Here is a 25,055-nt window from a genome sequence, read left to right as displayed (position 1 = left end):
CTTTTCTTGTTGAAAAATCAGTTTAACTTCATCATTATTTTGCAAACTCTGCTGCCTTCATGCCCGCCTGACGGCCAAACACGATAATATCCGCCACCGCATTACCACCAATACGGTTTTGACCATGAACACCACCAGTTACTTCACCAGCAGCATAAAGACCAGAAATTGCTGAACCGTCTGCTTTCAATACTTCAGTATTGGTATTGATTTTCACACCACCCATTGTATGGTGAATACCAGGTGCAACTTTAATGGCATGGTAAGAACCAGTATTCAAAGCATGGTCCATACCTGATGTGCGACCAAATGCTGCATCATTTTTATCTGCCACAGCCTTGTTCCAAGTATCAAGTGTTGTTTGAAGAGCATCCGCAGGTACACCAATTTCTTTGGCCAAATCTACAAGAGTAGCACCCGTTTTTACAAGTCCTTTTTCTTCGTATTGAGCAATAGCTTTCACACGATCTTTCAAGGCATCATCAAAGATAACATAAGCGTAGTTTGGATCCAAACTATTGATAGCCGCAGAAACTTTATCACGTGTTTCCAATTCGTTAACAAAACGCTCACCTTTTGAGTTGACAAGGATAGCACCTTCGCCACGAACTGCTTCTGTAATCAAGTAAGAAGTTTCTTGCTCAACACTTGGGTGAATTTGGATTTGTTCCATATCAACAGTTGCTGCACCTTCTGATTCAGCAAGCGCAATACCATCACCTGTTGAACCTTCTTGGTTGGTTGTAACATAACCTTTCAATGCTGGATTTAATTTAGCAACCATTTCCAAGTCTGCACCGAAACCACCAGTTGCCAATACAACTGCTTTAGCTGAGATTTTCTTAGTTTCACCAGCAATCTCAACTTCAACACCTGTTACAGCCCCGTCTTTATCTTGGAGTTTTGTAACATCTGCATTAACAAAAATTGGTACTTCACGTTCAACAAGATTGTGGTAAAGACCATTTACCAAGTAGCCACCAACAGCTGAACCATCTGCTGGACGGTGTGTACGTTTTTCACTCATACCACCTGTAGTAGTCAAGTTACTAAGAGTAATACCCAACCCATCCAACCAGTCAATTGCACTAGCTGAATTGTCGACAAGATAACGAAGCAATTCGGGATCGTTTGTTCCCTTACCACCCTTCAAAGTTTCTTCATAGAATTTATCATTTGTATCAGCAATTCCTTCTGCTTCCTGGAATTTGGTTTGAGAAGCATTCATGCCGGCTGATGATTTAGCAGTATTACCACCAATAACTGGCATTTTTTCTAATAATACTACGCTAGCACCTGCATCTTTTGCTGAAATTGCAGCAGACATCCCTGCTCCACCAGAACCCACGACGATTACATCATAGCTGTCTTTCAATTCGGATGGATCCGTGTATTCCTTCACGGATGCACCAGAAACGGCTTCTTCTTTAGAAGATGAAGTTGTTGTACTAGACGTCGTTGACGTAGCTGAATTCTCTGCTTTACCACCGCAAGCAACCAAAAATAGAGCTGCAAGAAAAGCAAAAACAATACGTAACCATAGGTTTTTCTTCATAAGTTCCTCCTGTTTGTTGAGATATTCACATTATATCATTTTGTTTAATTTATTTCAATATATATTCTAAAGGAACAAATGAAATTGTGCAGTAAAACCAAAAATGCACAAGCTATTGCCAGTGCATTCTTATTACTTGTCTTATTTGTCGAATTGTGCAAAAAATTGCTCAATTTCTTCTATTGTAGCCTGACTACCTTTTTGAAGTATGGAAACTGCTTTTCCTCCTTCAATATATAACAAGCTTGGAACCGTTTCGATACCACTTGCCTTTAGAAACTGCTCTAATTGACCAGTTGGATCTTCTTCACTATCCAAATAATAGACAGTTTGTTGTGTTTGTTCAACTGTTTGACTCAATTTGGGAACAAAGGCTCTACAATATTGACAAGATTCCCGACCAACATACAAGAAAAATGAATCCTTGTTTGCTAATTTATTCTCTACTTGGTCAATACTTAGTTCTTGATAAGACTTAACAGCTTCCGCATATTCAGACGCAGCATTAACAGGTTGACTTGTTGACTTGACAAAGTAAATGATTGATGTCAGACCGAGAATGACTAGTACAATGCCAATGAATTTTCGTACCATTTTTCCTCCTAATTGATATGGAAAAAGCCCAGAATAGGGCTTTTAACTTTGAACAAATCTTAGAGCATTTTGTTATCTGACAATGTTTCAGTACCCACAAACAAAGCCTGTTTTGATTAGATTTTACCTTAATTCTATCAAAATTTCAAACACTTGGACAAGTAGGGGAAACATAAAGGGTAACTAAAAAGGGAATTAAAAAGATGAGTTCAGTAAGCAAGAATCAGCGTATCAATTCGATACGCTTTTTTTGATTGCTGGAAAGTGTATTATACCATGTTTTTACTGTATCCAGAATATACTTATGCTTGTAATTTCTTTTCTGCGATAGCATCGGTCAATGTTTGGGAAAAGTTAAGCCCTAACTCTCTGCCTAATCTATCCGCCCAACGTGGTATAGTCAAAGTCTTTTTTATTGGTTCTTGACTGCCTAAATAGTCGGCTACATCCACCACAACCAAAGAAATAAATGACTTAGTAAGATCATAACTCTCTGAAAATTCTGGGTCATTCTTGAAAGGGTCATTGTCAACTAGTGAAAGCTTGTTAATGTCAGACGGCGCTGGAACTTCTAGCCCCGTTTCAATAATATCCGCAAGCGTGACCCCAAGCCAATCGCTAGCCATTGCCATAGCATCTGTCATACTCTCGCCTTGAGTTGCTGAGTGTTCAAAGTCTGGGAAATGTACAAAATAAGGGGCAACAGTGCTGTCTGTATCGTCATAATAGAATAAAGCTGGGTAAGTTGCAAGCATATTGAAAACCTCCAAAAGTTGAAAAGGCAAGCGGTCAAACCGCTTTAGCGTAAACCTGCCTGCCTTAGGATTGCCCGCTCGGTGTACTTGTTAAGTTCTCCGTGCGGTATGGTTATTGGTCTCTGTCCTGATTTATCCATCTTGACATGTGACCCTTTTCCGCCCTTGACCTGTTTCCAGCCCTCAGCCGTCAAAAGTTTAACCATTTCTGTTTGTGTCATCGGCATAGCGCTCTACCTCCTGACAAGATGATTATAACATACGTGTTACACGTATTCAAGTAAAAAGATATTTTTTTTCAAAATCGCCATTTTGATAATAATAGACTGCGGCGGGCGGTTTCTATTCGCTCAAAATGGGAAAAATGACAAAATAGACCGCTATGGCTCACTGTCCAGATACTGCAATAATTCCCCATTCTTGAATATACAAGCAAAGTCTAACAAAGCTGTTTGTAATGTTTCATAAAACATAGACTTTCCCATGTAAAAACTTTCATAGAGTGTCAAACCTGTTTTCTGTCGCTTGATAAATTTCTCAGTCAGTATGTCACTGTGTAGCTTGTCTAAGTTTGAGATAGCTCGCTCTATCTCTTCCACTTCCTGACTTACTGCGATAGCGTTCAGTAATCTATCTTCTTGCGTGTTTCTGGTCGTTCTTGATTTTACCTTGTCCGATACATTCCAATTACTTTGTAAACTCGTTGTAGTGCGTGCTATGGTTTTCAAGCGTGGATATTGTTTCAAATATCGTTTAGTGATTGCTATGGTTTTCTTTTCGTCTATCATCGTATCTAAAAAAATCAAGCTAGCACCCTCCATCATGTCCAACCCCAATGATCTGCAAAGGCTGCTTTTACAGTCTATCATCGAAAATAAAATCATGCTCAGTTAAACAAAAACTTTTTATCGTTTCCCAAATCTCTGCTTCGTTGGAAACTCTAAAAACACTTGTTTTTTCTCCGTTAGGCTTTCACTTAGTAATCTTTATAAATCCGTCTGCATCATAATTGATAAACACAAACCAATCGTCATTGTGCATATATTGATCTTTAAGTTTTAGCGCTTTCTTTTTCAATTTGCTTGCCATCATTCCTCCGCTATTCTTAACTCAAGTTCTTCAACAATTTCAAGCACGTTATCCACCTCGTGCGACTTCATAGCCATATTCAGAATGGTCTGCGCTGCCTGTTGTCGTGCGTAAGGGCTGACCGTTTCGTCGTTCATAAGCTCTTCTAAAACTTCTACAGCTCGTATGCTAGCATTCTGCAACTTGCCTGTAGCTTGCTGCATGATGTCTGTACGGTACTGTCTGTAAGCTCGTTTGAATACAATATCTTTCAGATATTTCTGCCCTGTACTCCTTGCAATTCCAGCAAGCTTACTTGCCTCGGTGACTGTCGGTGCAGTCATCAAGGCGAGCATAAACTTCTCTTGCTTAGGCGTTAATTTTTCGCTATTCATCAAAATTCACTTTCTTCTGTTCAAGTTCGTATTTTATAGCTGTTTCAACTGCGTAATATCGTTTTCTATACTCTTCATCGTTTTGTAGTTTCAAGTCGTGACGTTTTTCAAGAAATTGTAAATGACGGTAAGCGTCATAATCATCACGCCCTGGTGACCAACGGTCTGTAGTTGTATCGTCAAAACGCTCTTTCAGATATTTGAAACGGATTGTAACGTCGTAATCTGGGCTTATTCTATAAATACGGTCGTCAAATTCTTCAAACTCCATTTTTTTCACGGGTTCGGGTTTAAAAAACGCTGGCTTATCTGCTTTTTTCACCGTCGGGATCTCGTTGATTAGTTGGCTGATTTTTTGAATATGGTTGTCTAGTGCTGTAACATGTTGGTTACTTGATAGGAAAAGATCTAAATTTTCAAATGTGTAACCATCATCCGAATTATTTGGAAAATAGACAACATCCAGCCCTGCGGTTTTAGTTTGAAATAAAACTGAATAATCCTGCTGCCATTCTTTATAAAACGGATCTTCTAGCCATTGGCCGTCACGTTTTAATTGCTGATTCTCAAGCAATGATGCAATTTTATAATCATCAGGATAAGCGACTTGAATTTTTTTGAGTTCATAGTTCGAAAAATTCCGTTGTTCATCGCTTAACAATTCAATAATGTCCTCGCGATCCATGATTGAAAATTCCAAGTCAAAATCTTGTCTGCGCAAAATTTCCGCTTGTGGATCTGTGTATGTATTGCGGGTATTTTTAAATTGCTTTTCAATGACTTCCATCTGGTGACGTGCTTCCGTCATCTTTTTATTTTTGTAATCATCGTAGGCTTTTTGAGTTTCTTTTTTTAGCTCTTTCCTGAATGTTTCAATAACTTCTGGGCGAACATCATAGGCTACTTTTTTGCGCCACTCAATCACACCATCCAAGTATTTTTTAAAAATTGCTTTATATTCATTTGTCTTTGCATAATTTAATTGTAATGTCATTTTGTTAGTTCTCCTCTTTTAAAATGGTTTTGATTTGTTTTCTGAATTCATCATTCTCTGCGAACGTACGGAAATTTATTTCATACGGCATTTCCTCAAGTTGTTTCTCAATATCTGGGTAACATATCATCTGGCGGATCACTGCCAGCCATTCGGCGATGATTTCTTCCAGGTTGTATTTTTTATTGGCTATTGCTAACTCAATATTTTTCAGTCTTTTTAGAATTTGCTGCTTACTCATTTTTTACCTCCTTTCTACAAACAAAAACGGGGCACACTAAACAAAACAAAACTGTCATGTAGTGCGCCCCAGGGTTGTTCCCAATAGACTATTTTTTGATTTCTTTCTTTTCAAGACGTGTAAACTTGCCATCTAGAAAATGTAGAGTTATCTCCCCAAAGTCTGGGGTTTTCTCTTTCACTATTATACCATGTTTATTATATAAAATAAAGCCTTTGAGTACTGTTTGAAGTAGTTCAATCTCTTCTCTCATGCCCACCCCCTCTAATTTGTTTGTTTTTGCTTATCTTTGTATAATACAGTGATCATCTGTAACAAACTGCCACCGAGGGTAGTGATTACATTTATTTTCACGTCAACCACTTCAACGGCTGCCATGAAGTCATTTACTCGGTTTTCAAAATCTTGTAAACTTTCTTCGTAAGATTTTCTAAATAGTTCAATTTTCATGTTTTTCCTCACTTTAAGATAAATTATGTAAACTTTTTGAATTTGTTGTCGTTCTTTTTTTTATATACGTCAACACTTCAAACCCTTGTCCCGTAAGGGTTTTGCCCACTTGTTGATGTTGTTGACGTTCTTCTGAAAAAAAGTTTTTATTTTTAAATATATATCTTTTTTTTAATTCCCTATATACATACTTAAAAAACAACGTCAACAATGTCAACAAAATGCTTCAAACACTTGTTCCTATTGATGTAATCGTGTTGACGTTCTCTAAAAAACAACGTCAACAGAACGTCAACAACGTCAACAAAATCAGCCATCTTTTTCAACTATCCATTGAACGTTTTTTGTGTAGTCCTCGATGGTTAACGGATAGGGGAAAGATTCAGCTTCTTTCTTCTTCAAACGCCCCTTTTTTAGTGCGTGCCTTTGGTCTGTGTGTACCCTCAAGATTCTAACAAGGTCTTTCCCGAAACTGTACGGAATATGTGCCGATAAATCATTCTCAGCTAAAAAAGTCCGATATTCTTCTTTTATCCACTTCAACGGCACACGCTCAATCAAATGTAATTCCCGTTCGGTGTAGTCGTCCGTTACAAATGCGTATAAGTAGTCATTTTCTTTCTTGTAGCTGTCAATCTCTTTGGCCACTGCTTCGGGTTCAATAAACTTGTCAAACGCTGGCATATTCAAGATTTTAAATAGTACCCACTCTAATAGCTCTGTATCTTTCAAGAATATGTTTTTAATCTCTGGCCGTTCTTTCTGGCCATTAAAATCAGCCTTAAAGGGTACAATACAAAGCCGTCTATACCAGCCTTGTGACTTGTTCCGAACTCTTGGCAACTCGTTAGCAGAAAACAAACAGAATAGTTTTAAACTCAGTTCAAACGGTTGTTGATGTTTCGGGTTAATTGTCACGGTGTCGCCTGTGACTATACTCATCAAGTCCGAAACTTCATCGATGTATCTGTTAGAAATATCATCACCGATATTACAAACTTTACCCGCCAGACTGGCTAAGTTGTGCCCCTCGAATTGGTCAGGGCGCAAGGTTGCCACCTTGTCCGCTCCTATCAGGTTCATCAGTAGGCTCTGAAATGTGCCCTTACCGTTGTTACCGTCACCTAATAGAATTGCAAGTTTTCCCCGTGTCCTATTTGGGTTAATAGCCTCATTCATGATCTGCCACAATAAAGCATATATTTCACTATCACCGCATGCGATGATGTCTAGCCATCGCTCAAAGTCAAACCAGCCATCTAGTATTGGTTTTCTTGCTGCTCCATTGTATGCCGTTCTAATCTTGCTTGTGATAACAAAATCAGGGCTAAATGGTTCTAATTGCTTTGTCTTGAGATTAAACACCCCGTTTGCTACGGGTATGCGTGTGTGGTCGCTGAAAGGTTTGGAAATTCGGGTAGTTGTCCGAATGAACGCCCGAATGTCTGCCCATGCTCTAGGCTTGAGCCTGCTGTCAAACTTTGCACATAGTTTGTTGAATAAGTCCGCGCTATCGGTATAAATTCCCTTGTCGTAGTGATACAAGTATAGCGGTGACTTGTCCGAACTGTCACCCGTGGAGATGAAAGCAAAGTGACAAACCTGTCTCAAATACTTAGCTACCGTACTAACTTCTGGAATTGGAATTACTATTTTTTCATTCTTCTTGCCCTCGTTGACTGTGTACTGGTGTTCTTCTCTCCAGATTGCGCCAAGTTCGTATAATGTGTTATAAAGTTCCTTCATGCTTGTAGGCTCTGAAACAGTGCTGACCTGCTCCATCTCTGCCTGTAATTGTTCTAGTTCGATACTCCTAGCCCTCTCTTTCTTATTTCTGTTTTTACAATGCTTTCAAACGTTGCTTCTAGTTCGTCAACTGGCAATGGATCAGCCGTTACGCTGTTGGCGATCTGTGTAAGCTCCCACGCTGTCGGTATGTCACAATTAACCCATTTACCAACCAATAAGCCCACAAATCGGGTAACTGCTACATTCCTACCGCCCTCATCTCCAAAGCCGTCAAAAAGCGTGTCTATAACCCTCATAGTGATTGAACGGTGTCCGCTAGGTCGTGGGGTGTAAGTAGTAGTTACAGCCCTTTTTGTCGGCTGTTTATCCAATACCGCTTGAATAGGGTAATCGCTCCCCCTGTGAATAATTTTCTGATATTCTTCTGGATCTCCAGCCGTCACGGGTAAGCCTTGCAACTGTGACCATGTAAGACTAGCAAGGTCAAATGGTAGTCCGATTTTGTCCGCTATCTCTTGCACTGTTGCCCTGTAGGTTGTTTCTTTCATCTTGTGACTAGGCTTCACTACAAGCCTGTAACGGGGCTTCTCAGCCGTGTGTTTGATAGTTGGGTAAATGATATAGGAGTATTCAGAAAGTGCCTCAGAAACGATTCTGGGAAAGTCTACGCTTGCTTCTAGCTCGTCATAGTCCAAGAAAATCAAATCACGATAGACTAGGCTTGAATTATTCCGCCTGTGAGTGCCTTTTTTATCTGCTGTGACTTTGCCACTGATACAGTAGGGGGCTTGTGTGCGTTTGAATTGCTCAATATCTGCTTCCTCTGGTACTTTCATAGGTCTAAACTGTGCTATGTACTCAAACGGTTCTAACCTATCAAATGGATAGACTAGATTATTCTGAAAACCCCTAGCCTCGTAAATCATTTTCTAACCGCTCCAGTCGTTCTTCTAGCTCGTTGATTCGGTTTTGTAGTTCAATGACAAGGTTTTCTAACTCGCCTGTGTAAAATTCGTTCATGTTATTTTCTCCTTTATTTGACAATGTTGTAATATCCAATGCCGTAAAGCGTTGATTTTATTGAGTTTCTGCGGATAATCTCAAAATTTATTACCCTTTTTACTCACTCAACTGCCAAAAAATTGTATATGTCACTCGCTCGGTAAAATATTTTCTTGCTATTCTCAAATGGTGACTGATACCGTTGCAGGCCCATATGCTCCCAATTTCTCAGCGTAGTTCCAGAAACATTCAACTTGTCAGCTACTTCGTCCGCTGGTATCAAGTCAAACCGCTCTAGCTGCTGTTTCTCAAGCTCTATCCGCTTGTCCAGATGTCTGTCCACCTTCTCCAGTAACTCCAGTTCCGCCTCTCGTGATAGTATGTTAACCATCTCTGTACTTCCTCCAGTCTGTCAAATCTGCTGTCAGTAGCGCATGTATACGCTTGTGCTCTTGGTCGTATTGTCGTTGGAGCGGTAGCACTCCTGCAAGTCGTTCCACTTCGTTTTGGGGGATATAGTAGCCCCCTAGCTTATTATCTCGTCCACCACATACGGGAATACCATGATCAATGACAAGCTGGCGAATATACTCCCTGATGGTTCGGATGTCCAAGCCTGTCAGCTTCTCAATGTCTGAGGCGGTGATTGGCAAGTCCATGCCAAGCGGTAGTAGCTTGAAAACTTTGTTTAGATGTTCTGGTAATTTGTTTTCTGTCATGCCTGCACCTCCAGACTAGCGATTTTATGTTTAATCCAAAGCAATTTACTATCGCGATCCATATCAAGATAACACTGCGTTTCTTCTGGCGTAGTGTGTTTGTGTAATGCTTCCGCTATTTGTTCAAGTTCACTAAATGTCCGCATAGTCCCCCCCTAATTGTAATATCTGCCCTGTGATTGAATATAAGCCCCGTAGTTCGCATTTGTCAGCCGTCCGGTATGATTACCCTCTGGCTTGGTTTTCGGCTCTATATCAAGCTGAAAACTGCCTAAATGATGCCATAAGTAGATGACCACTGGTAACAAAATAACAATCAGGGTCATAGTCTGTTCTGGTGTTAGATTGAGTTCTTGCATTTTTTCATCTCCTTTTTTATATGTTCAAAATCTTGTAAGATTAGTTTTAAGTACCACATAGGATTACCAACTTCAATCTTGTCTTCATATCCAGCTTTTAAAAGTACCATTCTGGTATTTTCAACTCGTGAGGTTATACCGTTCAAACTGCGTTCAATCGGTGTCAAATCTCCATTTGTAACTCGTGCCACGTCCTCGTGAAAGTGGTTCATCATGATGTCGGTTAGATAGTGCAATGTCCACCCTGTTTCATGGTCTAGTTGGTACACTTTGCTGATAACCGATTCTAGTTCTTCAAATATAGCGTTTTTTTACTGGTGAGTATTCTTTGCTAGAATTCTCAAAATGGATTATTGTTTCTCTGTTATTGTCTTTCATATTGTACTTGCCTCGTTTTTTTATTGTGTCTGTGTAATGGCCCGTGTGGGCTTTCTACGTGAGTTCGAAAGACTTTGCTTAATGGTTCTTTACTATACGATTCCTATACCTAGCCTAGACTACCCCCAGCGGTTGCCCGCTTCAGACTTACCAGGTTGCCCCTGTGGTCGTGTAAGCCTGTGCCAAAATAATAGCCTTGCTGTGTGTAATTTTCTTAGGGTGGTTTAGCTTTCGCTAATGGCGATACCAGCACCTAATACTTTTATACTCCAGTTTTAAGGGTTAGCGCCCTCTGTCTGAACACATATCACTATTTTTGTGATATAATAAAATAAATACTTAACTAAATCCCATACTTGCTTTTGTGGTTTTAGTTGTTTGAGTGAAGGCTTGGAAGTTTGGTCGCTCTCAAAGCCTTTTTTTGTTGTCGTTTTTAGTGTGCTACTTCCTGCATGAATTTTGTTAGCTTGTGCGTTAGATAGCTCTTTTCTAGCATGTCAGTAGTTTCGGCAATCGCCTGGGCGAGCGTGTCCACGTAGAAACGTTCAGCGTTTGCCATGCGTTGGTAGATGTCAAATTCTTTCATGAATGCTGCTTCCCTCGCTCCGATTGGCTTACGTTTTGGCTCACGCTTGGGCTTTTTACATTCCTTTTCCATAGCGTGAAAGGCTTCAATATACTGGGCTGTAAATAAAATACCTTTCTTGCCTGTCATCTTATTGGCGATCATCTCGCAACCTTTGCGACTGCACCAGAACATTTTATAAGCTCGTCCACCATCTTCAACCTGGTAAGTATCGGCGATAAAATAGCCCTCAACCCTTGGTGTTAAGCCATCCCCCAAATTTGGGGTTTGCTTATTCCCCAATTTTGGGGAACACTCATAACGCAAATCTGCGTTCTGCCCATAGCCCAAATTTGGGCTATGCTCATCTTCACCCAAAACGCTGACATATTTTTCAATGTCTCTGATAAGGTGGTCATGTCGTTTCTCAGTCCATTCTGCGATGTCACGGCTTGAAATGTATTGTGTGCCGTCTGTTGTAGTCATCGTGTGACCTGTTCCGATTGTCATAAAATTATTCATGGTTTGCCTGCCTTTCTTATTCCTCTGGTGTTAGTAGTTCGTCAATCGTCACACCCAAGTAGTTTGCGACTTTTTGAAGTACTGTAATATCTGGATTCTTGGTGCGCTCATAATATAATTTTGTCAGCGTACTCTTTGAAATACCTGTAGCCTCGTGAACGTGTGAAACTTTCTCACGGCGTTTAGCTAGCAATACACGCATATTGTTCTTCATGATCTTTTCTCCTTTCTGTTTTGATAACCAACCTGAATAGATTGAAAGGTGTTGCGGTTGGTTTGCACCGTTATTCGGTGCTATGTTTGTATAATAGCACTTTATTTTTTCGTAGTCAACACTTTTTTTGAAAAAATATTGTACATTTTTTCGGTGTCATGTTATAATTTGCGTGAAAGGTGTTGAAATTATGAATAGATTAAAAATTTTACGCAAAGAAAAAGGCTTGTCCCAACAAGCTCTAGCGAAAGAAATTGGTGTTTCATACAGAACACTCCAAAATTGGGAAAACGGCGTCAATACTATCAAACCAGACAAAGCCCAGGCACTCGCTGATCACTTCGGTGTACCTGTTGGGTATTTGTTGGGGTATGAAGATAAAGAATACAGAAACGCCTTGGCTCATGGAACAGTCGAACCTGATAAAAAATACCAAACCATGACAACGAAAGACGAAGCTAACCTCATTGCAAATTACAGGCTTCTCAGTTTGGAGAACCAAAAACGGTTGCAAGATATGGCTGGCAATTTTGTAGAAAACCAAGTGTATAACAATCCAGTTGAAATGCTTGCTATTCTCGAAAGATATAAAATAACTTATGGAACAAATGAAGGCATTGATGCCTTGTACCAAAGCGTTCAATTGTTAATCGCTATCACAAACTCAAACAAAGGTGGTTAGACTTCATTTTTCGGCTTTCTGGTGAGCTGTATTCTTATAGAACTATGCTGTATCATTTGACAACTGAATAAAGGGGTGCTATACTGATGGTGTTAACAAACGTGGTAAGAATGTTAGCACGGTATCAAAAAAGCCCCCAACGCTGCAACGTTGAGGGTTTTTCTTTTTGCCCCTGGGGCTACTTTCTGCGATTGTTTAGCCAATATTCAAACAGTACTGTCAGAATACCAACCAACAACGGCAGAAAAAACGTGGTAAGTATGAATTCCGCCACGGTATCACCTCCCTTCAGTAAAATCCGGGGGCTTGTCTATCATATCAGAATACCGCTCACCCTGTCAAACACTCCAAAATCACTTATATTCGCTTTTAGCTTGTGACTGGTACATTTACCCTACCAAACCAAAATAAACGAAAATAGGGCTATTCTCGTAAGCCTACGCATGATAAATACTTAACTAAATCCCATACTTGCTTACTGATGTTAGAAAGGTATGATCATGAAGATTACAGAATACAAAAAGAAAAATGGTACTATCGTGTACCGCTCAAGCGTTTATCTTGGAGTAGACAAGTTGACCGGCAAGAAAGCACGGACAACCGTCACGGCTAGCACTAAAAAGGGGGTAAAAATCAAAGCTAGACAAGCACAACTAGAATTTGAGAAAAACGGTCATTGTGTCAAAGAGAAACCAACCATCACTACTTATAGGGAGCTTGTGGCCCTTTGGTGGGAAAGTTACAAGAATACCATCAAGCCAAACTCCCGGCAATCCATGGAAGGTATTGTTAGACTTCATATTTTGCCCGTATTTGGTGATTACAAGCTAGATAGACTTACTACTCCTATCATCCAGCAACAAGTCAATAAGTGGGCTGACAACGCCAATAGAGGTGTCCAGGGTGCTTATGCCAATTACAGTTTTCTAAATAATATCAACCGCCGTATTCTTCAGTATGGTGTGACGATGCAACTGCTGCAACATAACCCCGCCCGCGATGTTATTGTGCCACGGAAGCAGCAGAATAAAGAGCAAAAAGTCAAGTTCTTCAGCAATCAGGAATTGAAACAGTTTCTTGAGTACCTGGATAGCTTGGATCAGTCAAGTTATAGCAATTTCTTTGACTACGTTCTCTACAAGACTTTACTGGCCACTGGTTGCCGTATCGGTGAGGCTCTGGCGCTAGAATGGTCTGATATTGACTTAGAAACTGGTACGATCAGCGTAACAAAAACGCTCAATCGATACCAAGAAACGAACACGCCTAAATCTAAATCAGGGCTACGGGATATTGAAATAGACAAGGCTACTGTGTTGTTGCTCAAGCAATACAAAAAGCGTCAGCAGGCTCATGCTTGGACTCTGGGGCGGTCTGTGGATATTGTGTTCACTCCATTCACTACCAAATACGCTTATGCCTGCTTGCTCAGAAAGAGGCTACAAAAGCATTTTAAGGCTGCTGGTGTCCCTGATATTAGTTTTCATGGTTTCCGCCATACTCACGCTACTATCATGCTCTACGCTGGCATAGAGGCCAAAGACTTACAGTATAGGCTTGGCCATTCAAATATTGCCATGACCTTAAATACTTACGTTCACGCCACTAGGGAAGGTGCAAAAAAAGCCGTCTCAATCTTTGAGGCAGCTATCAGCAATTTATAAAAAATAAGGGTGTCGTGTTTTGCGACTACCCTCTTACTATACAAAAAATAATATCGGGGTAGTAAAAAGGGTAGTAAAATCAAAAAAGCACTCTAGGAAAGAGGCCTAAAGTGCTTAATTTCAAGGCTTTACAGCCTATCATATTCAATAAAATATTACAACATTTTGTTGTAGAATTCTACGACAAGTGCTTCGTTGATTTCTGGGTTGATTTCGTCGCGCTCTGGCAAGCGAGTCAATGAACCTTCCAATTTTTCAGCATCAAATGATACGAAAGCTGGACGGCCAAGAGTTGCTTCAACAGCTTCAAGGATAGCTGGAACTTTGATTGACTTCTCACGAACTGAGATTACTTGACCAACTTCAACGCGGTATGAAGGGATATCAACGCGTTTGCCGTCAACAAGAATGTGACCGTGGTTTACGAATTGACGTGCTTGACGACGAGTAGTTGCCAAACCAAGACGGTAAACAACATTGTCCAAACGACGCTCTAAAAGAAGCATGAAGTTGAAACCAAGGGTACCTTGTTTGATTTTAGTAGCTTGTACGAACAAGTTACGGAATTGTTTTTCACCCAAACCGTAAGAGAAACGCAATTTTTGTTTCTCAGCCAATTGCAAACCGTATTCTGACAATTTAGAACGATTGTTTGGTCCGTGTTGACCTGGTACGTAGTTACGACGTGCCAATTCTTTACCTGTACCTGTCAATGACAAGCCAAGACGACGAGCTTGTTTCCAAGATGGTCCTGTATAACGTGACATAGTTATGTCCTCCTCAATAAAATAAATATATTGTAGGAAATAACGACTTAGGCAAACCTGATTCGTGCAGGAGGTCTTCATCGAAACAGCAACGATTACTCTTCTTGCTGACCTTCTGTTGACGAGCTTCATTTTGCCCTGCTGTTATTTCGCACAAAGAATAGTATAACACAAAAAAAAGGCTCTGTAAAGCCTTTATATTAGTTAATCCAAATAATGAATCAAAATCTTCTCCGTCAAGATGTCTGAGTAGGTATAAGATTCCACAAAGGTATTGTTGGGATCCTCATACTCCACAATAAAGAGTGACTGATAGACCTCGATAATCCGACCTTGCTTGTTTTTTTCACGCTTACGCCCATTCTCCAGGGTCAATTCTACAATTTGCCCTTCATGGTCCTTAATATCCTGTTTGATTTGCTTCATCTTGGCAACATCTGTAAATGCATCACTCATGCTCTATCCATCCTCTCTCTTGGAAATACTTGCAAATTTATTATACTCTTTTTGGAACATGAGTTCCACGGTGCCACGCGCACCCGAACGGTTTTTCTCGATGATAACCTCGACCGTATTATTGGGAATACCACCGTCTTCCTGCTCACCCCGCTCATAATAATCATCACGGTAGAGGAAGGCAACAATATCCGCATCCTGCTCAATCGAACCCGATTCACGAATATCAGAAAGAACTGGACGTTTGTCCTGCCGTTGCTCAACTCCACGAGACAGCTGACTGAGGGCAATAACCGGCACTTTCAATTCCTTGGCCAGAATTTTCAGCTGACGGGAAATCTCCGAAACCTCTTGTTGCCGGTTTTCGCGACCAGTCCCTGTAATCAACTGCAAATAGTCAATCAAAATCAGACCGAGATTGCCGGTTTCTTGGGCCAATTTCCGAGACCGCGAGCGAATTTCAGTAATTTTGATACCCGGCGTATCGTCGATATAAATGCTAGCCCGTGCTAAATTGGCTTGAGCCACCATATACTTGTTCCACTCTTCTTGAGTCAAGTGACCCGTACGAATGGCACGCGAATTGATAACCCCTTCCGAGGCCAGCATACGGTCCACCAAGCTCTCTGCACCCATCTCCAAAGAGAAGATAGCAACTGTCAAACCCAGTTTTGTACCGATATTTTGCGCGATATTGAGGGCAAAGGCCGTTTTCCCCACCGCAGGACGAGCCGCAAGGATAATCAACTCTTCCTCGTGGAGTCCTGTCGTCATTGCATCCAGTGCAGGATAGCCCGTCGCAATCCCCGTAATGTCCGAAGTCTGCTTGGCACGGGTTTCCAGATTATCAAAGTTGATATTGAGGACATCGTCAATCCGTTTGAAACCGCTACGGCTAGCTCCTTCGCTGACATCAATCAGGGCCTTCTCCGCATTAGCAATAATATCATCCGACCCGTCAGCTCCATCGTAGGCCTGATTAACAGCCTCTGTCAGACGAGCAATCAACTTACGCAGGTTGGATTTCTCAGCGACAATCTTGGCATAGAATTCCGCATTGGCCGCCGTCGGTACCGAACTAATAATCTCTGCCAAATAAGCCAAGCCACCGATATTTTCCAAGTCACCATGATTGACCAAGTAGTTACGCATAGTGGTCGCATCAATGGCCTCATTCTTATCCGCCAACGCAATCATTGCCTTGAAAATCAGCTTATGAGCGTGCTTGAAAAAGTCTTCAGCCTCGATATACTCACGGACAAAGACCAGCTTGCCCTCGTCTAGGAAAATGGCACCCAACACCGACTGTTCCGCTAAAATATCCTGGGGCTGTACCCTCAATTCGTCTAATTCTGCCAAGATTTCACCTCCTCACCAATATGACTAAAAATCAAATAGTTTAAGCCTCTTTGATACTCAAATTGATGACGCCTGTTACATCCTGATAGATTTTCACAGGAACATCAATCAAACCCAAGGCACGAATTGGGTGGTCCAATTGAATATGACGCTTGTCAATCTTGATACCAAATTGTTTTTCCAATTCCTCGGCAATCTTCTTGCTGGTAATAGAGCCGAAGGTACGTCCGTCTGGACCCACTTTTTCGACAAATTTGACCAAGGTAGCTTCCTCAGCCAGCTTTGCCTTGATGGCTTCTGCTGCTGCAACCTGCTCGGCATGGGCTTTTTCTTTTGATTTTTCTTGACCACGCAGGGCACTGATGGCCTGGGTAGTTGCCTCTTTGGCTAAGTTTTTCTTAATCAAAAAGTTTTGGGCATAGCCTGTTGGCACTTCCTTGATTTCGCCTTTTTTTCCTTGGCCTTTTACGTCTGCTAAAAAGATAACTTTCATCTATTCTCTCCTAACTTTCACTAAGTTCCTGACGAATCGTATCCGTCAATTTATCATAGACTTGATCCATTGTAAGGTCGTAGACTTGGGCTGCAGCCAGGTTAAAGTGACCGCCTCCGCCCATTTCCTCCATAATCCGCTGGACATTGATTTTACTGTGGCTTCTTGCAGAAATCGCCACATAATCTTGAGTATTTTCCGTCAGAACAAAGACTGCCTCAATGCCTGCCATATCCAAAATGGTATCCGCCGCCTTACTTGGAACGACTGTATCGTACTTCGTTCCTTCCTGGCCACGGGCAATGACGATTTGGGGTTCAAACCGCTGTCCTTGCAAAATCAGCTCGTTAATCTGACGGTATTCATCAAATTCTGTCGCTGAAATCTGCTGAATTTCCAGACTATCACTACCGCGAGTACGCAGATAGCTAGCCACATCGAAGGTCCGACTGGTCACGCGCGAGGTAAAATTCTTGGTGTCCAGCATAATCCCCGCCATCAACAAGCTTGACTGAAGACGATTAAGCTTGTGGCGCTTGTCATTCTGGAATTGAATAAGCTCTGTCACCAACTCACTGGCTGAACTTGCACCACTCTCGATATAGGTCAAGATAGCATTATCAGGGAAATCCGTATCTCTACGATGGTGGTCTACGACTATAACCTGGGTAAACAAATCATACAATTCCTTATCCAAGGTCAAGCCAATCTTAGAATGATCCACCATGATCATCAGAGAGTGGGAAGTAACCATCTGCTTGGCTTCTTGAATTGTAAGCAGGTTCGAACAATTCTCATCGCTCAATTTTTTTATCGCACGAACAATATCCGGGGCCATCTCATCGGGATTATAGACCGTATAGGCATTGTTCATGATATTTTGCGCAAAATACTGCATCCCAACAGAGGAGCCCAGAGCATCCATATCCAAGTTTCGATGTCCGACTACAAACACCGCATCGACTGACTTGAGCTTATCAGACACCGCTGTCATCATGGCACGAGTACGGGTACGAGTACGTTTGACAGATGATGCTGAGCCGCCACCAAAAAAGAGCGGTTGTTTACGGTCGTCATTCTCTTTGACAACAGCCTGGTCACCACCACGGACCTCTGCCATGTTCAAATTTTGCAGGGCAACTTGACCAATTTGATGATGGTTGGTTGTCCCGTAAGCCAAACCCATACTAAGCGTTAGGCTTAATTCTAACTTTTTAGCCTCTTCACGAAACTTGTCAATGACCGAAAATTTATCTTCAATCAAACTTTCCAAAACACCGTAGTCCGTGAAAAAATAGAAACGATCCATAGAACCACGGCGGTAGTAAATGCCATAACCATTACAAAAATCGGACACAAACTGAGCCAAGAAAGAATTGACCTGGCTAATCTGAGAATCCGTTATTGTATCCTCCAGCTCATCATAGTTATCCACCGAAATGATCCCGATAACTGGTCGACTGCCAATCAAACTATTGGTTGCAGAATATTCATTGGAGGCATCAAAAAAGTAAAATAAGCCCTGTTCAAAATCAACATTGACCGCATAGCGTTTTCCAGAAAAATTAGCATAAACCCTATCTTCATCTAGACCGACATCAATAATTTCACGTAGCTTTTTCTGGTCAAATTCACCATTTTCCTGAGCGAAAATCAACTCCGCAAAAGGATTAAACCACTCGACTTGATTGGTCTCTGCTTGAACCTTAATCACACCGATCGGCATCTGATCCAAAAGCTTCATGAGACCAGAATTTGCCTGACTATTTAAATATTCAATCTGCTCCAGTTCGCTAAATTCATAGGAATGTTTCTGATAAATAAAGAGCACAACTAAGACAATTAAGCTCAGTAAAAGCGCAAAAATTGTGAGGACGCTTGTCGGAAAAATGCGGTGAATAACAGCCACTAGTCCAAACAAAATCAGTCCAATCATGACAAAATGAATTGTCGAAAATCGAAATTTTTTCATCACTAACCTCTGACTGCCATTCTACCATAAATTACCGAAAAATTCTAGCTATGACCCTGAAATCCAAAGGAAAAAGCAGTCACAAGGACTACTTCTTATCCTTATTTTTGGCAATGGAACGGCTACGCCCTTCCAAATAGACCATGAGAATAGAGATATCTGCTGGATTGACACCAGATATCCGACTAGCCTGGCCAATAGTTTCTGGTGAAATCAGCTTAAATTTCTGACGAGCCTCGGTCGCAATGGAGTCAATGTCATCCCAGTCGATGTCGGCTGGAATCCGTTTTTCTTCCATGCGTTTCATCTTCTCTACTTGGTCCAAGGCCTTGGCAATGTAACCTTCATACTTGACCTCTGTTTCAATCAATTCAATGGTCTTGGCATCCAACTCCTCTGCCGCAGGGCCGATAAAGGCTACCGCATCTGCGTAAGTCACATCTGGACGACGCATGAATTCCTTGGCGGTAAGGGCATCCGTCAGAGGCTTGAAGCCCATGGCAACAACCTTTTCATTGGTTTCCTTGATTGGCTTGAGTTTGATAGACTCCAAGCGCTTCATTTCATTGTCAAACTGGTTTTTGTGAATCTGGAAAACCTGCCAGCGTTCATCATCCACCAAGCCCACCTGACGACCAATCTCCGTCAGTCGCATATCGGCATTGTCATGACGCAGAATCAAGCGATACTCCGCCCGACTGGTCAAGAGACGATAAGGTTCCACCGTTCCCTTGGTCACCAAGTCGTCAATCATAACTCCGATATAACCGTCGCTTCGTTTCAAAATCAACTCAGGCTTGCCCTGTACCTTGAGGGCTGCATTGATACCAGCGACAATTCCCTGACCGGCTGCTTCTTCATAACCTGATGTTCCGTTTGTCTGACCTGCTGTAAAGAGCCCTGAAATCTTCTTGGTTTCCAGCGTCGCCCGCAACTGGTGCGGCATGACCATATCGTACTCAATGGCATAACCCGTCCGCATCATCTGGGCATTTTCCAAGCCTTTAATAGAGTGAATCAAGTCCTGCTGCACATCTTCCGGCAGACTGGTTGACAGCCCTTGAACATAAATTTCATCGGTGTTGCGGCCTTCTGGCTCTAGGAAAAGCTGGTGGCGTTCCTTGTCGGCAAAACGGACAATCTTGTCCTCGATTGATGGACAATAACGGGGACCAATCCCCTTGACAATCCCTGAAAACATGGGTGCTCGGTGAAGATTGCTGTTGATAATCTTATGGCTGGTCGCGTTGGTATAGGTCAGCCAGCAAGGAATCTGATCCTGCAAATAGTCCTCATCCTTGGACAAGAATGAAAAGTGATTTGGCTTTTCATCGCCTGGCTGAATCTCGGTTTCTTCATAGTTAATGGTACGAGCATTGACACGCGGTGGCGTTCCTGTTTTGAAACGACCGATTTCAAGCCCCAGTTCTTTCAGGTTATCCGCCAGCGTGATAGAAGCTAAACTGTTATTAGGCCCAGACGAATACTTGAGATCACCAATGATAATCTCACCACGCAAGGCAGTACCCGTCGTCACCACAACTGCCTTGGCTGAGAATTTCTGGTTGGTAGCCGTACGGACACCAATCACCTTGCCCTCTTCCACCAAAATCTCATCAATCATGGTTTGACGCAGGGTCAGATTTTCCTGACGCTCCACCGTCCGCTTCATCTCTGCTGCATACTCTGCCTTATCTGCCTGAGCCCGCAAAGCACGAACAGCTGGCCCCTTACCCATATTAAGCATTTTCATCTGGATATAGGTCTTGTCAATGTTGCGCCCCATTTCGCCACCCAAGGCATCGATTTCTCTTACCACAATCCCCTTGGCTGATCCGCCAATAGAGGGATTACAAGGCATAAAGGCCACCATATCCAAGTTAATAGTTGCAAGCAAGGTCTTACAGCCCATCCGACTGGCTGCCAATCCTGCTTCTACGCCCGCATGCCCAGCTCCAATCACGATGACATCATAGTTTTCTGCAAATGTGTGTGTCATGTTATTTTCTCCTTCATGTTCATAATGTGTTTAACTTGTCCATCCCAGCTTGGCAATTCCTCTGCCAGAAAAGCTGGTACGACATCTAGGTTGACAAGGTTGTCAAGTGCAATCCATTCACAAGTTTGCTTCAACTTCCCTTCAATCATCTCCTTAGGCATTTCTCCAACAGGCTCCACGATAAAATGAAGCTCGATATTGTGAAAGTCTATCCCTTCATGTGTAAACTGATTTTCGACAACAAAAGCCAGTTGATTGACACAACTGTCAACCCCTAATTCTTCTTTGACTTCTCGAACAACCGCATCTGCTGCTACCTCATTGACCTCAATCGCACCGCCAATGGTATAATAACGCCCCTTATAATCTTTGGTCAGGAAAATCTTCCCATACTTTATAATCAATGCAGTCGCCCGAACGCCGAAGATTTGATTGTCGTGTCTCGTTCTGAAATCCATCTTCTCTCCTCAATAGCAAAAAATAGCCAAAACTCTCGAAAATTGCAGGACAAAAAGCCTACAATTCCCATGAGCTTTGACCATCATGATAATTGTTACTCTTATTTTAGCAAAAGATTTGTAGAATTTCAAATCTGATGTTACGTTAACGTTTCAATATATTCTAAGCCCCAAGTCTCAACAGCATCCAGCACCGAACGAAATTTTTCACCCATTTCAGTCAAGCTATACTCTACACGAGGGGGGACTTCTGCATAGACCGTGCGACTAATAATGCGATCCTCCTCCAATTGTCTAAGGTGCCTTGTTAACATGGTTTGGGTAATCCCTGGAATCAGTCGCTGTAGTTCATTGAAACGTTTCGTTCCTGTACTGAGTTGGTAGATAATCACCAATCCCCACTTACCAGTCAAGACTTTTTGCGTTGTTGCAAAAGGACAAATACCATATTCACTAACTTTTTTCAAAAAAATTCTCCTTTATTTATCACAATAGTATCACTTTTGATACCAACAAATACAAAAGTACCTACTTGCATAATTGACTACTTCCACTATAATTGTACTATATCAAAAAAATTGGAGGACATCAAATGTCAACAAACTTGGAAATTTTTAATGCCTATAACAATGCTCTCATCGCTGGTGATTTTGCAGCTCTTTTTGAAACTATGGCAGATGACATTATCTGGCATCAACCCGGAAATCATTCAACATCTGGTGCTAAAATTGGTAAGGAAGTACTCGGAGCACATCTAGCAACTTTCGCCGAAAAAACAAATGGAACTTTCAAAGTAGTGACAAACTGGGTGTCAGATAATGATACTCTTGTTGCCGCTAACGTAACATTCCTCGGTACTAGAACAGATGGTGAAGAACTAAACATGAATGACATCGATCTTTTCCGTATGGAAGATGGCAAAATCAAGGAAGTTTGGCTCTTCTCAGCCGACCAAAACGTCGAAGATGCTTTCTGGGGATAAGATAAAAAGCTCAGCACGAGAGTGTATTGACCCCAAAAAGTTGGACAAATAATTATTGAAAGGATTTAGTTCTGTATTGGACAGGACTAAGTCCTTTTAATTTTGCTTTGATTCGTTTGTTGTTGTAGTAAAAAATATAATCTGTAATAGCTTCTTCAAGCTCGTCAAGTGATTGATAAGATGTCTCGAGTCCATAAAACATTTCAGATTTGAGAATGCCAAAGAAAGACTCCATCATCCCATTATCTGGGCTATTCCCTTTGCGGGACATGGATGGGCGAATGCCTTTGGTTTCCAAAAAGTAATGGTAAGACTGGTGCTGGTATTGCCAACCTTGATCGCTGTGGAGAATAGTCCCACTGTATAAATCTGCTGGAAAAGCCTTCGCAAGCATGGTTTAAACCTGTTTCCAGTCAGGTGACCGAGACAGTGTAAAATCAATAATCTCACTATTATAGCCGTCAAGAACAGGCGATAAGTAGAGCTTCCCTTCAGGCAAAGCAAACTCCGTCACATCGGTATAACATTTTTCATAAGGCTTAGATCCCTCAAACTGACGTTTAATCAGATTATCAGCCTTCTTACCCACCTCACCTTTGTAAGAAGCATACTTGCGCTTACGACGAATACGAGCCGCTAAGCCCATGACTGTCATCAAGCGCTGCACCTTTTTGTGGTTGATGAAGAAACCTCGATTTCTGAGTTCTAAATAAATCCGACGATAGCCGTAATTACCTTTATGGTCATCATATATGGCTTGAATTTCAGCCTTAATTGCTTTGTTCTTTTCGGGTTTATTCAGTTGCTTGACTTGATAATAATAAGTTGAGCGAGGCATTTTAGCTGTCGCAAGTAGGAGGTCTAGTCGGAATCCTCCTTGGACCATCTATCTAATTGTTTCTGCTGTTCGCGCACTAGTGTTTCGTCCCTCAAGCGAAGTTCTCTCAACTTTTTTAGGAAGGCCACCTCAGTTCGAAGACGTTCATTTTCCTTTTGAAGGCGCTCTAATTCCGTCATCTCTTCCCAGGTTTTCTTGCGTTTACGTCCCATCTTGCTCGGTCTCCCTCTTGGTTTTTCAAGAATAGTATACCCGTTTTTCTTGTATTGTGCTATCCAATTGGGAAGCATTCCTTGATTTGAAAGAGCATAATCAAGGGAAACTGAGAGTTGAGAACACCCATGAATCAAGACTTTATCCATTATTTCTTGCTTTAATTCAGGTGAATAATACCTATTTTTACCTTTTTCAATGATTTCCACGCCATATCGATCCATGAGATTTATCATGTAGGTGAGATTGGCAATAGTGACCTTGTATATCTGGCTAAGGTTGACCCACGACACGCCCCTCTTTCTTAGCTCATATATTTCTAGTTTATCTTCATAACTTAATTTCATAAGAAAAACACCCCAATCATTAGATTTTGTGTCTAACTTTTGGGGTGCAGTTCAGAGTGCTAAGCTTTTATTTTTGATTAAATATACTGACAAGCCTCTCCATCTTTATAGGCCATATCAATCATGCCACCGCCCAGGCATTCTTGTCCGTCATAGAAAACAACGGCTTGTCCTGGTGTAATGGCCCTTTGTGGCTCTGCAAATATGACTTCTGCCTTATCACCTTTTACCTTGACAGTTACTTGACTGTCTGGTTGACGGTAGCGGAATTTAGCTGTACACTCAAGTGTAAACTCTTCAGGCATATCCCGTGTAAAGTGGACTTGACTAGCTTGTAAAGAAGTTGACATCAAGGACTCATGATAGAAACCTTGACCGACATAGAGGATATTTTTGGACAGGTCTTTTCCGACAACAAACCAAGGCTCATTGTCCCCGCCGATTTGTCCTCCGATACCAAGCCCGCCCCGCTGGCCGATCGTATAGTACATAAGGCCGGTATGTTCTCCCATATCACGACCGTCAACGGTCATCATCCGACCGGGCTGGGCAGGCAAATACTGCCCTAAAAATTCTTTGAAGTTCTTTTCACCGATAAAGCAGATGCCTGTCGAGTCCTTCTTTTTAGCGGTCGCCAAGCCTGCTCGCTCTGCTATTTCCCTCACCTGAGGCTTTTGTAAATGGCCGAGCGGAAACATGGTTTTCTGCAACTGTTCCTGTGATAGTTGGCTGAGGAAATAGGTCTGGTCCTTGCCATTGTCTGCTCCACGTAGCATATGGACGGTGCCGTCCTCGTCGCGTGACACCTGAGCGTAATGCCCTGTCGCCACATAGTCCGCACCCAAATTCATAGCGTAATCCAAGAAGGCCTTGAACTTGATTTCCTTATTACACATGACATCTGGATTGGGTGTGCGGCCTGCCCGATACTCTGCTAGAAAGTACTCAAATACGCGGTCCCAATACTCTTTTTCAAAGTTGACAGAGTAGTAAGGAATGCCGATCTGGTCTGCCACTGCAGCCACATCCTTGTAATCTTCTGTTGCTGTACAGAAGCCATTTTCATCCGTGTCATCCCAGTTTTTCATGAAGATGCCGATCACATCGTAGCCCTGCTCCTTGAGCAAGAGAGCCGTAACCGATGAATCCACACCGCCACTCATACCGACAACAACACGGGTTTTCGAATTGTCTATTGACATCATCTTCTCCCATCTTTTCGTTGAAATCACGATTTGAAGGTCGTATTCCAAAAATTTTTTCAA

29 protein-coding genes and 1 pseudogene are annotated in these 25,055 nt (G+C 41.8%); 3 read left to right on the top strand and 27 right to left on the bottom strand.

Going from position 1 to position 25,055, the window contains the following annotated elements:
- Positions 1 to 34: 34 nt before the first annotated feature.
- The 17 genes from ACHBIF_RS06140 to ACHBIF_RS06060 form a co-directional block, all read right to left on the bottom strand.
- Complete coding sequence (locus ACHBIF_RS06140) at positions 35 to 1,555, bottom strand: flavocytochrome c (protein ID WP_394719323.1); 1,521 nt, start codon at positions 1,553 to 1,555, stop codon at positions 35 to 37.
- Between the two features lie 141 nt (positions 1,556 to 1,696).
- Positions 1,697 to 2,149: a conjugal transfer protein TraF gene (gene traF, locus ACHBIF_RS06135; protein ID WP_105110266.1), complete on the bottom strand. Its 453-nt coding sequence runs from the start codon at positions 2,147 to 2,149 to the stop codon at positions 1,697 to 1,699.
- A gap of 302 nt (positions 2,150 to 2,451) precedes the next feature.
- Positions 2,452 to 2,904 (bottom strand): type II toxin-antitoxin system HicB family antitoxin, encoded by a 453-nt coding sequence (locus ACHBIF_RS06130; RefSeq protein ID WP_394719321.1) that lies wholly within the window; start codon positions 2,902 to 2,904, stop codon positions 2,452 to 2,454.
- Positions 2,905 to 2,948: 44 nt separating this feature from the next.
- Positions 2,949 to 3,131: a type II toxin-antitoxin system HicA family toxin gene (locus ACHBIF_RS06125; protein WP_099810086.1), complete on the bottom strand. Its 183-nt coding sequence runs from the start codon at positions 3,129 to 3,131 to the stop codon at positions 2,949 to 2,951.
- Positions 3,132 to 3,284: 153 nt separating this feature from the next.
- On the bottom strand, positions 3,285 to 3,710 hold the full coding sequence (locus ACHBIF_RS06120) for an ArpU family phage packaging/lysis transcriptional regulator (RefSeq protein ID WP_394719318.1): 426 nt from the start codon (positions 3,708 to 3,710) through the stop codon (positions 3,285 to 3,287).
- 282 nt (positions 3,711 to 3,992) lie between these two features.
- Complete coding sequence (locus ACHBIF_RS06115; protein ID WP_394719316.1) at positions 3,993 to 4,328, bottom strand: replication protein; 336 nt, start codon at positions 4,326 to 4,328, stop codon at positions 3,993 to 3,995.
- A 31-nt stretch (positions 4,329 to 4,359) separates the two neighbouring features.
- Complete coding sequence (locus ACHBIF_RS06110; RefSeq protein ID WP_394719314.1) at positions 4,360 to 5,361, bottom strand: hypothetical protein; 1,002 nt, start codon at positions 5,359 to 5,361, stop codon at positions 4,360 to 4,362.
- 4 nt (positions 5,362 to 5,365) lie between these two features.
- The gene (locus ACHBIF_RS06105) at positions 5,366 to 5,602 is read right to left on the bottom strand and encodes a hypothetical protein (protein WP_394719312.1); all 237 of its coding nucleotides are present in this window, start codon (positions 5,600 to 5,602) and stop codon (positions 5,366 to 5,368) included.
- 88 nt (positions 5,603 to 5,690) lie between these two features.
- Positions 5,691 to 5,855, bottom strand: coding sequence for a hypothetical protein (locus ACHBIF_RS06100; RefSeq protein WP_162840654.1), 165 nt, complete (start codon positions 5,853 to 5,855; stop codon positions 5,691 to 5,693).
- A gap of 11 nt (positions 5,856 to 5,866) precedes the next feature.
- On the bottom strand, positions 5,867 to 6,052 hold the full coding sequence (locus ACHBIF_RS06095; RefSeq protein WP_394719310.1) for a hypothetical protein: 186 nt from the start codon (positions 6,050 to 6,052) through the stop codon (positions 5,867 to 5,869).
- Between the two features lie 309 nt (positions 6,053 to 6,361).
- Positions 6,362 to 7,834 carry a phage/plasmid primase, P4 family gene (locus tag ACHBIF_RS06090; protein ID WP_394719308.1) on the bottom strand — a complete coding sequence of 491 codons (1,473 nt, stop codon included), beginning with the start codon at positions 7,832 to 7,834 and terminating at the stop codon, positions 6,362 to 6,364.
- 17 nt (positions 7,835 to 7,851) lie between these two features.
- Positions 7,852 to 8,727, bottom strand: coding sequence for a primase C-terminal domain-containing protein (locus ACHBIF_RS06085; RefSeq protein ID WP_172003660.1), 876 nt, complete (start codon positions 8,725 to 8,727; stop codon positions 7,852 to 7,854).
- A gap of 197 nt (positions 8,728 to 8,924) precedes the next feature.
- A complete protein-coding gene (locus ACHBIF_RS06080) occupies positions 8,925 to 9,194 on the bottom strand; it encodes a DNA-binding protein (RefSeq protein WP_172085026.1) in 270 nt (89 codons plus the stop codon).
- On the bottom strand, positions 9,187 to 9,522 hold the full coding sequence (locus ACHBIF_RS06075; RefSeq protein WP_394719305.1) for a hypothetical protein: 336 nt from the start codon (positions 9,520 to 9,522) through the stop codon (positions 9,187 to 9,189). The genes ACHBIF_RS06080 and ACHBIF_RS06075 overlap by 8 nt, the downstream gene beginning before the upstream one ends.
- A gap of 155 nt (positions 9,523 to 9,677) precedes the next feature.
- Positions 9,678 to 9,881 (bottom strand): hypothetical protein, encoded by a 204-nt coding sequence (locus tag ACHBIF_RS06070; protein ID WP_394719303.1) that lies wholly within the window; start codon positions 9,879 to 9,881, stop codon positions 9,678 to 9,680.
- Positions 9,882 to 10,692: 811 nt separating this feature from the next.
- Complete coding sequence (locus ACHBIF_RS06065) at positions 10,693 to 11,346, bottom strand: Rha family transcriptional regulator (RefSeq protein WP_394719301.1); 654 nt, start codon at positions 11,344 to 11,346, stop codon at positions 10,693 to 10,695.
- Positions 11,347 to 11,362: 16 nt separating this feature from the next.
- Positions 11,363 to 11,560: a helix-turn-helix transcriptional regulator gene (locus ACHBIF_RS06060; RefSeq protein WP_029752519.1), complete on the bottom strand. Its 198-nt coding sequence runs from the start codon at positions 11,558 to 11,560 to the stop codon at positions 11,363 to 11,365.
- Between the two features lie 190 nt (positions 11,561 to 11,750).
- Between ACHBIF_RS06060 and ACHBIF_RS06055 the strand changes: the two genes are divergently transcribed.
- Positions 11,751 to 12,242: a helix-turn-helix domain-containing protein gene (locus ACHBIF_RS06055; RefSeq protein WP_394719299.1), complete on the top strand. Its 492-nt coding sequence runs from the start codon at positions 11,751 to 11,753 to the stop codon at positions 12,240 to 12,242.
- Between the two features lie 500 nt (positions 12,243 to 12,742).
- Positions 12,743 to 13,906 (top strand): tyrosine-type recombinase/integrase, encoded by a 1,164-nt coding sequence (locus ACHBIF_RS06050; RefSeq protein WP_394719297.1) that lies wholly within the window; start codon positions 12,743 to 12,745, stop codon positions 13,904 to 13,906.
- A 155-nt stretch (positions 13,907 to 14,061) separates the two neighbouring features.
- Here the strand turns inward: ACHBIF_RS06050 and rpsD are convergent, their stop codons facing one another.
- The 8 genes from rpsD to ACHBIF_RS06010 all read right to left on the bottom strand — a co-directional run bounded on the left by rpsD (position 14,062) and on the right by ACHBIF_RS06010 (position 21,877).
- The gene (gene rpsD, locus ACHBIF_RS06045) at positions 14,062 to 14,673 is read right to left on the bottom strand and encodes a 30S ribosomal protein S4 (RefSeq protein WP_002938227.1); all 612 of its coding nucleotides are present in this window, start codon (positions 14,671 to 14,673) and stop codon (positions 14,062 to 14,064) included.
- Between the two features lie 204 nt (positions 14,674 to 14,877).
- Positions 14,878 to 15,129 carry a Veg family protein gene (locus ACHBIF_RS06040; RefSeq protein WP_105111313.1) on the bottom strand — a complete coding sequence of 84 codons (252 nt, stop codon included), beginning with the start codon at positions 15,127 to 15,129 and terminating at the stop codon, positions 14,878 to 14,880.
- Positions 15,130 to 15,132: 3 nt separating this feature from the next.
- Complete coding sequence (dnaB, locus tag ACHBIF_RS06035) at positions 15,133 to 16,488, bottom strand: replicative DNA helicase (RefSeq protein ID WP_105138580.1); 1,356 nt, start codon at positions 16,486 to 16,488, stop codon at positions 15,133 to 15,135.
- 40 nt (positions 16,489 to 16,528) lie between these two features.
- A complete protein-coding gene (rplI, locus tag ACHBIF_RS06030; protein ID WP_105122429.1) occupies positions 16,529 to 16,981 on the bottom strand; it encodes a 50S ribosomal protein L9 in 453 nt (150 codons plus the stop codon).
- 10 nt (positions 16,982 to 16,991) lie between these two features.
- Positions 16,992 to 18,953: a DHH family phosphoesterase gene (locus tag ACHBIF_RS06025; RefSeq protein WP_257103902.1), complete on the bottom strand. Its 1,962-nt coding sequence runs from the start codon at positions 18,951 to 18,953 to the stop codon at positions 16,992 to 16,994.
- Positions 18,954 to 19,041: 88 nt separating this feature from the next.
- A complete protein-coding gene (gene mnmG / locus ACHBIF_RS06020; protein ID WP_394719291.1) occupies positions 19,042 to 20,952 on the bottom strand; it encodes a tRNA uridine-5-carboxymethylaminomethyl(34) synthesis enzyme MnmG in 1,911 nt (636 codons plus the stop codon).
- A complete protein-coding gene (locus ACHBIF_RS06015) occupies positions 20,949 to 21,410 on the bottom strand; it encodes an NUDIX hydrolase (protein ID WP_394719290.1) in 462 nt (153 codons plus the stop codon). The genes mnmG and ACHBIF_RS06015 overlap by 4 nt, the downstream gene beginning before the upstream one ends.
- A gap of 140 nt (positions 21,411 to 21,550) precedes the next feature.
- Positions 21,551 to 21,877, bottom strand: a complete 327-nt coding sequence (locus ACHBIF_RS06010) for a winged helix-turn-helix transcriptional regulator (RefSeq protein ID WP_172027600.1) — start codon at positions 21,875 to 21,877, stop codon at positions 21,551 to 21,553.
- 125 nt (positions 21,878 to 22,002) lie between these two features.
- On the opposite strand from ACHBIF_RS06010, the gene ACHBIF_RS06005 reads away from it, so the two are divergent.
- Entirely contained in the window at positions 22,003 to 22,392 is a 390-nt protein-coding gene (locus ACHBIF_RS06005) for a nuclear transport factor 2 family protein (RefSeq protein WP_394719288.1), read from the top strand.
- A 52-nt stretch (positions 22,393 to 22,444) separates the two neighbouring features.
- On the opposite strand, the pseudogene ACHBIF_RS06000 reads toward ACHBIF_RS06005, so the two are convergent.
- A pseudogene (locus tag ACHBIF_RS06000) lies at positions 22,445 to 23,790 on the bottom strand (IS3 family transposase).
- 77 nt (positions 23,791 to 23,867) lie between these two features.
- Positions 23,868 to 24,992, bottom strand: coding sequence for a tRNA 2-thiouridine(34) synthase MnmA (mnmA, locus tag ACHBIF_RS05995; protein WP_014638839.1), 1,125 nt, complete (start codon positions 24,990 to 24,992; stop codon positions 23,868 to 23,870).
- Positions 24,993 to 25,055 lie beyond the last annotated feature (63 nt).

Source organism: Streptococcus sp. A11 (assembly GCF_043674225.1).
GTDB lineage: Bacteria > Bacillota > Bacilli > Lactobacillales > Streptococcaceae > Streptococcus > Streptococcus suis_V.
This window is presented reverse-complemented; position numbering and strand designations above follow the sequence as displayed.